The 10,565-nt window shown below is 75.9% G+C and carries 5 protein-coding genes; all 5 read right to left on the bottom strand.

The annotated features are described in order from the left end of the window. Positions 1–265: 265 nt before the first annotated feature. On the bottom strand, positions 266–5,557 hold the full coding sequence (locus ABZZ17_RS33655) for a condensation domain-containing protein (RefSeq protein ID WP_356881942.1): 5,292 nt from the start codon (positions 5,555–5,557) through the stop codon (positions 266–268). A gap of 13 nt (positions 5,558–5,570) precedes the next feature. Continuing rightward, on the bottom strand, positions 5,571–7,394 hold the full coding sequence (locus tag ABZZ17_RS33660) for a non-ribosomal peptide synthetase (RefSeq protein WP_356881944.1): 1,824 nt from the start codon (positions 7,392–7,394) through the stop codon (positions 5,571–5,573). Positions 7,395–7,399: 5 nt separating this feature from the next. Beyond that, positions 7,400–8,449 (bottom strand): TauD/TfdA family dioxygenase, encoded by a 1,050-nt coding sequence (locus ABZZ17_RS33665; protein ID WP_356881946.1) that lies wholly within the window; start codon positions 8,447–8,449, stop codon positions 7,400–7,402. A gap of 53 nt (positions 8,450–8,502) precedes the next feature. Continuing rightward, complete coding sequence (locus tag ABZZ17_RS33670) at positions 8,503–9,318, bottom strand: alpha/beta fold hydrolase (protein WP_356881948.1); 816 nt, start codon at positions 9,316–9,318, stop codon at positions 8,503–8,505. Next, the coding region (locus ABZZ17_RS33675) for an AMP-binding protein (protein ID WP_356881950.1) at positions 9,315–10,565 on the bottom strand (1,251 nt) is incomplete at its 5' end. The genes ABZZ17_RS33675 and ABZZ17_RS33670, both read right to left, overlap by 4 nt.

A 10,565-nucleotide genomic window follows, 5' to 3' on the forward strand; every position in this document is an offset into this window, starting at 1 on the left:
GACGGGAGCGGAGCGGACTCCGTGCCCCCACGCTAGGCAGCCCCGTACCCTCCGGCGGGCAGTCCCTCCGGCAGCTCCGACCGGGGCGGCTGCCGCCCCCGACTGCCGCCGGACGCTCCGCGCGTTCCGGTGGCCGGGGTGTCGCGGCCCCGCTCCCGGGTTCGGCCCCCCGGCCGTGCCCACGGACGGCCGGGGCCCCCGCTGGAGTGGCGGGGGCCGGGGGTCGTGCGCAGGGACGGCCGGGGTGGGCCTGCCGTCGGCGGGGTCAGCCGGGGACGCGGCTGCCCGCCTGGGTGCGGCGGCGCAGGAGCGGGGCCGGGGCCGGGGCGGGGGGTGCCGCCGACAGGAGGGCCGCCAGGCGGGCCGGAGTGGGGTGGCGGAACACCTCGCGGAGGGTGAGCTCGCGGCCCAGCTCCGCCCGGACCCGGTTCACCAGGCGTACCGCCAGCAGCGAATGCCCCCCGGACTTGAAGAAGTTGTCGTCCGGGCCGACCTGGCGCTCCAGGACCTCCGCGAACAGCCGCAGCAGCGCGGCCGTGTGAGAAGCCCCGGGGGCGGCGGAGGCCGCGCCCCCGCCGGACTCCCCGGACGCGCCCGGCGGTGCGGGGGCGGGCGGCGCGGCCGGGACGTGCACCGTCGAGGGGACCGCGTACTCCGGCAGCCGGTCCGCCGACCAGGTCTGGAGCTCCGGCTCCGTCACCGGGCCGCCCGTCGGGGTGACCTCCGCGAGGATCCGTCCGTCGGCCACCCGCGCCCGCGCCGAGCCGACCCGCGGGTGCTCCGCGAGGACCGCCTCCACCCGGGCCAGGTCGATCGGGTAGCCCCCGACGAGCGGACGTACGGGCCGCCGGTCCGCCGGGGCCGCGAGCGCAGACACCCGCCGGTCCGGACCGGCCGCGAACAGTTCCAGAGCCGCCACCAGCAGCGCCGCCAGCCGGCCCGCGCCCGACGGTTCGTACAGATCGGTGGCGTACTCCAGGACCCCGGACAGCCCGCCCCCGTCCCGCTCGGTCAGGGCGAAGGTGAGGTCCGACTTCGCGGTCCGCGCGGCGAAGGTCCGTTCCGTGCCCGCGAGGGGGCCCGCCGACGGCCCGGCCGGCGCCGGGTTCACCTGGAGCATCACCTGCACCAGCGGGTGGTGCGCCGAGGACCGGTGCGGGTTGACCGCCTCCACCAGCAGGTCGAACGGCAGGTCCTGGTGCGCGTAGGCCACCAGGTCCGACTCCCGGACCCGGTCCACGAGCTCCCCGAACACCGGATCGCCCGACACGTCGGTGCGCAGGACCAGGGTGTTGACGAAGAAGCCGACCAGACCCGACAGGGCGTCGTCGCCGCGCCCCGCGACCGTCGTGCCGATCGCGAGGTCGCCGCCCGCCCCCGCCCGGGCCAGTGCCGCCGCCAGCGCGGCCTGCACCACCATGAACAGGGTGGCCCCCCGGGCGTGCGCGATCCGCAACAGCCGCCGGTGGGTGTCCGCGTCCACCGTGAAGCCGGTGACCGCCCCGCTCCCCGACGGCACGGCCGGCCGGGGCCGCTGCGTCGGCAGGTCGATCAGCGGCGGCAGCCCCGCCAGCGCGGCCCGCCAGTGCCCGGTGGCCCCGGCGGCGGCCTCGCCGTCCAGCGCCGCCCGCTCCCACAGGGTGTAGTCGGCGTACTGGACCGGCAGCGGCTCCCAGCCGGGCGCGGTTCCGGCCAGCCGGGCCTCGTAGGCGGCGGCCAGGTCCGCGAGCAGCGGACCGGTGGACCAGCCGTCCGCGGCGATGTGGTGCAGGAGCAGCACCAGGGTCTGCGGGCCGTCGCCCTCGGGCAGGAACAGCCGGGCCCGCAACGGCAGGTCCCGGGTCAGGTCGAAGACCTCCGCGGCCGCCGCGTCCACGGCCGCGGCCACGTCCGCCGGACGCGCCAGCTCCAGCTGGGGGCGCGCCCCCTCCAGGACCCGCTGGTACGGCTGCCCGCCCTCGGCCCCGTACACGGTGCGCAGCACCTCGTGCCGGGCGGCGACGTCGGCGAGCGCCCCGGCCAGCGCCGCCGGATCCAGGGGCTGCGCCAACTCCCGTACCAGCGCGATGTTGTAGGCGGGGGAAGGCCCCTCCAGCTGGTCCAGGAACCACAGCCGGCGCTGCGCGTACGACAGTGGCAGCCGCTCCGGCCGGTCCGCCACGGCGACCGGTGCCGGCCGCGCCGGCCCGCCGCCGGTCGCGTCCAGGCGGCGGCGCAGGGCCGCCGGGGTGGGCGCCAGGAACAGGTCGCGGATCCCCGCCTCCACCCCGAGCACCGCCCGGATCCGGTTCACGAGCCGGCTCGCGAGCAGCGAATGCCCGCCCGATTTGAAGAAGTTGGCGTCGGCGGAGACCCGTTCGCGGCCCAGGACCTCCGCGAACAGCCCGCACAGGATCTCCTCCCGCGGGGAGGACACCGCCCGCTGCCCCCGGACGCCGCCCCGCACCGCCCCGGCGGCGGCCGCCCGCTCCTGCCGCTCCAGTTCCGCGCGCCGGCGCTCCAGGCCCTGCCGTTCCGGTCCGCGCACCAGCTCCAGCTCGCCCAGTCGTGCCCGAGACCGCCGTCCGAAGGCGCGCAGTGCCCGTACGAACACCTCCAGTAGCAGCCGGGCCGTGTCCTCGTCGAAGAGGTCGCCCGCGTACTGCACCAGGACGTCCATCCCGCCCGGCCCGCCGTCCGAGCCCCGCCGCTCCGCGCAGTGGAAGGCCAGGTCGAACCGGGCCGCGCCCAGGTCGGTGCTGCCCGCCCGCCCGGGGATCCCGTCGAGCCGCACCCGCTCCCGCTCCGCATGACCGACCGTCAGCATCACCTGGAAGAACGGGTGTTCACCGAGGGCCCGCCCTGGTCCGGCCAACCGCTCCACCAGCAGGTCGAAGGGCAGGTCCTGGTGGTCGAAGGCCGCCAGGTCCGCGTCCCGGACCCGGTCCACCAGTTCCGCGGCCGTCGGATCGCCCGACAGGTCGGCGCGCAGCACCAGCGTGTTGACGAAGCAGCCCACGAGGTCGTGCAGGTCCTCGTCGGACCGGCCCGCGGCCGGCGTCCCGATCGCCAGGTCCTCACCGGCCCCCGTGGCGGACAGGGCCGCCGCCAGCGCCGATCGGACCACCATGAACAGGCTGGCCCGCCGCTCCCGCGCCAGGGCGGCCAGCGCCCGGTGCGCGTCCTCCTCCAGCACCGCCGACACCGTCGCGGCCCGCCCCGACGGCTCGGCCGGACGCGGCCGGTCGGCGGGCAGTACGGTCCGCCCCGGCATCCCCTCCAGCGCCGCCCGCCAGTGCGCGAGCAGGGCGCCCGGATCGGCGAGCAGGTCCCGCTGCCACAGCGCGTAGTCGGCGTACTGAACCGGCAGCGCCCGCCAGGACGGGGCCCGTCTCGCCCGCCGCGCCGCGTACGCCTCGCCCAGGTCCCGCAGCAGCGGCGCGAGGGACCAGCCGTCGGTGGCGATGTGGTGGACCAGCAGCACCAGCACCGAGGTGCCGTCCCCCGGTCGCAGCAGCCTGGCTCGCACCGGCACCCGCGCCGCCAGGTCGAAGGTCTCCCGGCCGAAGCCCGCCACGAGCCCCTCCAGTGCCCCCGGCGCGCAGTCGGCCACCTCCAGCAGCTCCCCGGGCACCTCCAGCACCCGCTGGTACGGCTCCCCGCCCTCCTCCCCGTACACCGTCCGCAGCACCTCGTGCCGGGCCAGTACGTCACCCAGCGCGGCCGCCAGCGCCGCCGCCTCGGGAACCCCTTCCAGCCGCAGCACCAGCGGGGCGTTGTAGGCCGCCGACGGGCCCTCGATGCGGCCCAGCAGCCACAGCGAACGCTGCGCGGCGGACAGCGGGAGCCGCCCCGGCCGCTCCCCGGCCGGTACGGACCTCAGCGCGGGCCGGGAGCCGGCCGCGCCGCCGCGCCCGGCCAGCCGCCGGTGCAGTGCGGCCGGGGTCGGCGCCAGGAACAGGTCCCGGATGCCGAGCTCCAGGCCGAGCGCGCCCCGGATCCGGTTGACGAGTTTGCTCGCGAGCAGCGAATGCCCGCCGCTGCGGAAGAAGTTGGCGTCGGCCTCGACGTGCTCCCGGCCGAGGACCTCCGCGAACAGCCCGCACAGGATCTCCTCCCGCGGCGCCAGGACCTCCCGCCGCACTCGGGCACCGGCCGGCGCCGCGGGCAGCGCGGCGGTGGTGTGCCGCCGCCCGGCCAGGGCCTTCGTCTCCTCGCCGGTCACCAGCTCCAGCGCGCCGAGCCGCACGTCCGGAGCCCGCCCGAAGGCGCGCAGCGCCCGTACGAACACCTCCAGCAGCAGCCGGGCCGTGTCCTCGTCGAAGAGGTCGGCCGCGTACTGGAGGACGACGTCCATCCCGTCCGGCCCGCCGTCCGGGGCGTGCCGCTCCCCGCAGTACCAGGTCAGGTCGAACTTGGCCGTGTCCAGGCCGACATCGGCGATCCGGCCGGTGAGACCGCCCCCCAGGTCCACCGGGGCGGCGCCCGCGGCGCCCGCGTCCACGGTCAGCATCGTCTGGAAGAACGGGTGGTGGCCCAGCGCCCGCTCCGGGCTCAGCTTCTCCACGAGCAGGTCGAAGGGGAGTTCCTGGTGCTCGTACGCGGCCAGGTCCGCGTCCCGGACCCGGTCCACCAGCTCCGCGGCCGTCGGGCCGCCCGACAGGTCCGTACGCAGTGCGAGGGAGTTGACGAAGAAGCCGACGAGCTCGTACAGGTCCTCCTCGGGGCGCCCCGCGACGGGGGCGCCGATCACCACGTCCTCGCCCGCCCCCGCCGCCGACAGGGCCGCGGCGAGCGCCGCCCGCACCACCATCGTGGGGCTGGCCCGCCGGGCGCGGGCCAGGGCGAGGAGCGCGCCGTGCGCCCCGGCGTCGAGCCGTGCCGTCAGCGAGGCGCCGCGCCCCGACGGTTCGGCGGGGCGGGGCCGGTCGGCGGGCAGCGCCAGGACGGGTGGCGCTCCCTCCAGCACGCCTCGCCAGTAGGCCAGTTGTTCTCCGGCGAGGCCGTCCGGGTCGTCGGGGTCGCCGAGCAGCTCGTGCTGCCACTGGCTGTAGTCCGCGTACTGGACGGGCAGCGCCTCCCAGTCGGGGGACCGCCCGGCCAGCCGCGCCCGGTGGGCCCGCGCGAGGTCCCGCAGCAGCGGGCGCACGGACCAGCCGTCGGTCGCCACGTGATGGACCAGCAGCACCAGCACGCAGGTTCCGTCGTCCGCGCGGAACAGCCGGGCGCGCAAAGGCGGTTCGGCGGTGATGTCGAACGGTTCACGGGCGAAGGCGGCCACCCGCGCGTCCCGTTCGCCGGACGCGCAGTCCTCGACGGCCAGCCGGGGCACGGCGGCCGCGTCCAGCACCCGCTGGTACGGCTCCCCGTCGGCGCCGGCCGGCAGGACGGTGCGCAGCACCTCGTGCCGCTCCACCACGTCGGTCAGGGCCCCGGCCAGCAGCCCGGCGTCCGGCCCGGCGTCCGGTCCGGCGTCCAGGTGCAGGACCACCGGGGCGTTGTAGGAGGCGGACGGGCCGTGCAGCCGGCCCAGGAACCACAGCCGGCGCTGCGCGTACGACAACGGGATCTCGGTCATGTCCTCGGCGTCCTCAACGGTCCTGGCTCGCGGTGGCCGCGACGAGCGTGTCGATGTGGGCGGCCAGGTCCCGCAGGCGCGGGTTGGCGTAGACGGCCTTCACGGGCAGGGCGACGCCGAGTTCGGCGCGGACCCGCGAGACCAGCTTGATCGCGAGCAGGGAATGGCCCCCGAGCTTGAAGAAGTTGTCGTCGGGGCCGATCCGGGAGGCGCCGAGGACGGCGGCCCAGACCCCCGCGATCAGCCGCTGCGAGGCGCTCAGCCCCTCGGCGGCCTCCGGGGCCGGGCCGGCGGCGGCCGGCGCGGGCAGCGCCGTACGGTCGATCTTGCCGTTGACGGTGGTCGGGAACCGGTCCAGGGCCACGAACAGCCCCGGGACCATGTACCCCGGCAGGACCGACTCCAGGTGGGCGCGCAGCGCACCCTCGGCGACGGCGGGGCCTGCCGGGCGGTGGTAGGCCACCAGACCCGGCGCCCCGTGCACCTCCGGGCACAGGACGACCGCCGCCTCGGCGACCCCCGGGGCGGCGGCCACCGCCGCCTCCACCTCCCGGAGTTCGATCCGGTGCCCGCGCACCTTGACCTGCCCGTCGGCCCGGCCCAGGTAGGCCAGCCGACCGCCGGGCAGCAGCCGGACCAGGTCACCCGTGCGGTACATGCGACCGCCCCCGGCGCCCTGGCCGCAGGCCGCCGCGTCGGCCACGAACCGTTCCGCCGTCAGCGCCGGCCGGCCCCGGTAGCCGCGGCCCACGCGCGGCCCCGCCAGGTACAGTTCGCCGCTGCCGCCCTCGGCCACCGGGTTCAGCGCCGCGTCCAGGACCCGTGTCCGCAGCCCCGGCAGCACCCGCCCGATGTGCGGTTCGGCGCCGGCGTCGATCCAGCCCGCCGTGGCGTCCACGGTGCACTCGGTCGGCCCGTACAGGTTGACCGTACGCAGCACCCCGCGCGCCCCCAGGGCGCCGAGCCGCCGCCACAGCGCGGGGCTGACGGCCTCCCCGCCGACCAGCAGGGTCAGCGGGCGCGGCCCGCCGTCCGCGCTGAGCAGGTCCAGCAGCGGGTCGGCGTGCGAGGGGGTGATGTCCAGGTCGGTCAGGGCCTGTTCGTCGACGAACCGGGCCAGCAGGGCCGGGTCCGCGCGGGTCTCCTCGTCGATCATCACCAGGGTGTCGCCCCGGCACAGCCGCACCCACTGCTGGACGGAGGCGTCGAAGGACGGCGAGGCGTTCCAGCCGACGCGGCCGCCCCCGGTCACGGCGATGCCGGTGTCCTCCAGCTCGGCCAGCAGCGCCGAGACGGCCGCCCGGCCGATCTCGACGCCCTTGGGACGGCCGGTGGACCCGGAGGTGTAGATGACGTAGGCGAGCGTGTCGGCGCCCACGGCGACGGGCGCGTACGGCGGGTCCTCGCCCTCCGGCGCGGTCAGCCAGGTCACCGCCAGATGGGGCACGCCCTCGGCCACCGGCCCGTCCGTCCCGCCGGCGGTGACCACCAGGTCGGCGCCCGCGTCCTCCACGAGGTGGCGCCGCCGCCCGGCGGGCAGCTTCGGGTCCACCGGCAGGTACGCGGCCCCCGCGGTCAGGGTGCCGATCAGCGCCACCACCAGGTCCGCGCCGCGCGGCAGGGCCAGCGCCACCACGCGTTCGGGGCCGATGCCGCGCGCGGCCAGCCGGCCGGCGAACCGCATCGCCCGCGCGCGCAGCTCCCCGAAGGTCAGCTCGTCGCCGCCCGCGACGACGGCGGTCCGCCCGGCGGGGGCCTGGGCGAGCCGCTCCAGCAGGTCGGGAACGGATCCGGGGGCCCCGTGGACACGGGGACGCTCGGGAAGTACGGCGGTCACGGCGCTCACTCCCCGGTGAAGACGGTGGTGGACGGCCGGGTGGCGGGCGCGCAGTCGGCCAGCGCGACCGGCTCGCCCATGGCGACGAGGATCTTCCGGTCGCCCCGGTAGGCCTCCCGGCCGTGGGCGCACAGGATGTTGTCGACGATCATCAGGTCGCCCCGCTGCCACGTCTCCCGTACGGTGACCCGGTCGTAGACGGCGTTGACCGCGTCGACCTCGGCGTCCGTGAGCCGGGAGCCGTCGCCCAGGTAGGTGTTGAACGGCAGCCCGTCCTCCCCGTACGTGTCCAGGAGCACCTCGCGGACGTCCGGGTCGAGGGTGCGGCTGTTCCAGAAGGCGAAGTGGTTGAACCAGGTCCGCTCGCCCGTCACCGGGTGGGTGACGATCGCCGACCGGCGCTGCCGGGTGATCATCGAGTCGTCCTCGTCGGTCCACTCGTAGCCGATCGTGTTCTCCTCGCAGTACGCCTGCGCCACCGCCCTGTCCTCGGTCGCGAACGTCTTGTACCAGGGCAGCCCGGCCAGTTCCGAGTAGTTCCGCACGAGCAGCCAGCCGGCCCGCTCGAACCGTTCGACCAGCTCCGGCGGCAGCAGGCGCAGGGCCTCGCGCATGTCGCCGACGGTGGTGGCGCCGCCCTCCTCGGGGGCGGTCACGCAGCCGAACAGCAGCACGCCGGGGAAGTCGAGGGTGTAGCTGTTCTCGTTGTGCAGCCGGATCGGCTGGACGGCGGGCAGGTCGGTGGAGGAGAACACGCCCTCGCCGAAGTCGGTGCGCGGCGTGGCCTTCTCCTTGTACCCGGCGCGCCGCTCGATCAGGGCGTCCCGGGCGGCGGCGAAGGAGGCCGCGTCCTCGACGGGCAGCCCGCGCAGCAGGACCGCCCCGCTGCGCAGCAACTCGGCCTGGATCGCGGCACGGTGTTCCGTCAGCCAGTCGACGGAGGCGGCCAGGCCGAGCCCGGCCGGGGTGTGGACGACGACGGGCTTGCCCGGCTCGCGGACCGGGCTGATGCCGGAGCGGGAAGCGGCGGGGGCTTCGGTGTGCGTGGTGGTCATGGGACGTCCCTTGGGATGCGGAGGCGATGTCGTCGGGGGGAGGGCGGTACGGGTCAGGCGGTGGCGGGGGCGTGCCCGCCGACCACCGGGGCCAGCACCGCGAAGAACTCGGGGAGCCGCTCCTGGAAGTAGAAGTGGCCGCCCGGCAGCACGTACGAGGAGAAACCCCGGTCGGTGATCCGCGACCAGTGCTCCAGGGAGGCCGCCGGGGCGACCGGGTCGGCGTCCCCGCCGATCACCGTCACCGGGCACTCCACCCGGGCGTCGGACTCCTCGCACCGGTACACGTCGTCGATGGCGAAGTCGGCCCGGATCGAGGGCAGGACGATCTCGCGGAGCTCCGGCTCGTCGAGGATGCCGTCGTCCGTGCCGCCGCGCTCCTTGATGGCGGCCACCAGCGCGTCGTCGTCCAGCAGCTCCGGGTGGACGGCGCACGGGTTGGCCAGGAACGGGGCCCGGCAGGCCGACACGACCAGGGCCCGCGGCGTGCGGCCGGCTGCCTGGAGGCGGCGTACGACCTCGAAGGCGACGAGCGAGCCCATGCTGTGCCCCAGTACCACCAGGTCGTCGGCGGCCCCGGCGGGCAGCGCCTCCACCACCGGACCGGCCAGGTCGGCCACGTCCCGCGGCAGGTCCTCGGCGAACCGGGCCCCGCGGCCCGGGTACTGGCCGATCAGGAGCCGGACGTCCCGGGGCAGGTGGTCGCGCCATTGCGCGTAGGCGTGGGCGTTGCCGCCGGCGTGCGGCAGCACCAGCAGCGAGGTGCGCTGCGGGCCCTCGCCCGGCAGGTCCCAGACCACGTCGTCGGGCGCGGGGGTGAAGTCGGGCTGCCGGTCGTGGCTCGTGTCGTGGCCCGTGTCGTGGCTCATGAGGAACTCCGTTCCTGGTCGGGGGTGCGGCGGCGCAGGGCGGGTCTGGCGCGCCGGGGCACGGCGGGCCCGGCCGGCAGCCGGGTACCGATGTGCTGGGCGAGGGTGGCGGGGGTGGGGTGCTGGAAGACGTCGCGGAGGGTGAGGGTGATGCCGAGGGTGGTGCCGATGCGGTGGGTGAGACGGGCGGCGAGGAGCGAATGCCCGCCGTGGTCGAAGAAGTCGTCGTCGATGGTCAGCGGTGACGGAGTCCCCAGGGCCTCGCTGAAATAGGTGCGCACCGTCTCCTCCAGGGGGGTGCGCGGTTCCCGGCCGCCGGGGGTGGTCACCGCCCGGGGCGACGGCAGGGCGGCCTTGTCGATCTTCCCGTTGGGGGTCAGCGGCAGCCGGTCCAGCAGGACGACGAACGCCGGGACCATGTGGTCGGGCAGGAGGGTCCGCAGCCAGAGGCGGACGTCTTGCGGGGAGAGACCGGGCTCGGTGGTGACCAGGTACGCGGTCAGCTGGGGCGTGTTGTGGTGGTCCGGGTGCGTGGCGAGGGTGGCTTGGGTGATGTGGGGGTGGGTGGTGAGGGTGGTTTCGATTTCGGTGGGTTCGATGCGGAAACCGCGGATTTTTATCTGGGTGTCGGTGCGGCCGGTGTAGTGGAGGTTGCCGTGGGTGTCCCAGTGGGCTTGGTCGCCGGTGCGGTAGAGGCGGGTGCCGGGGGGTCCGTAGGGGTGGGGGATGAAGTGGGTTGCGGTGGTGGTGGGTTGGGCGAGGTAGCCGTGGGCGAGTCCGTCGCCGGAGAGGTAGAGCTCACCGGTGGTGCCGGGGGGTGTGGGATTGAGGTGGGCGTCCAGGACGTAGGCGTGCTTGTTCGTCAGGGGGCGGCCGATGGAGAGGGGGCCTTGGGCTTCGGGGGTGCGTTCGACGGTGTGGGTGGTGGTGAAGCCCATGGATTCGGCGGGGCCGTAGCCGTTGGTGACGGTGAGGTGGGGGTGGAGTTGCTGGAGGCGGTGGACGTGGGTGGGGGAGGCCGGCTCACCGCCGGTGTAGACGATGCGGGTGGTGGCGAAGGTCTCCGGGTGCTCGTCGGTGAGGTAGTTGAAGAGGCTGGAGGAGAGCTGGAGCATCGTGACGCGGTGTTGCTGGGTGAGGGCCGCGATCAGGGCCGGTTCGGGTCGTTGTCCGGGTTGGAGGATGGTGCTTCCGCCGTGGAGCAGTGCTCCCCAGAATTCGAGGCTGAAGGCGTCCCAGGAGACGGG

This window comes from Streptomyces sp. NPDC006512, assembly GCF_040611935.1.
GTDB lineage: Bacteria > Actinomycetota > Actinomycetes > Streptomycetales > Streptomycetaceae > Streptomyces.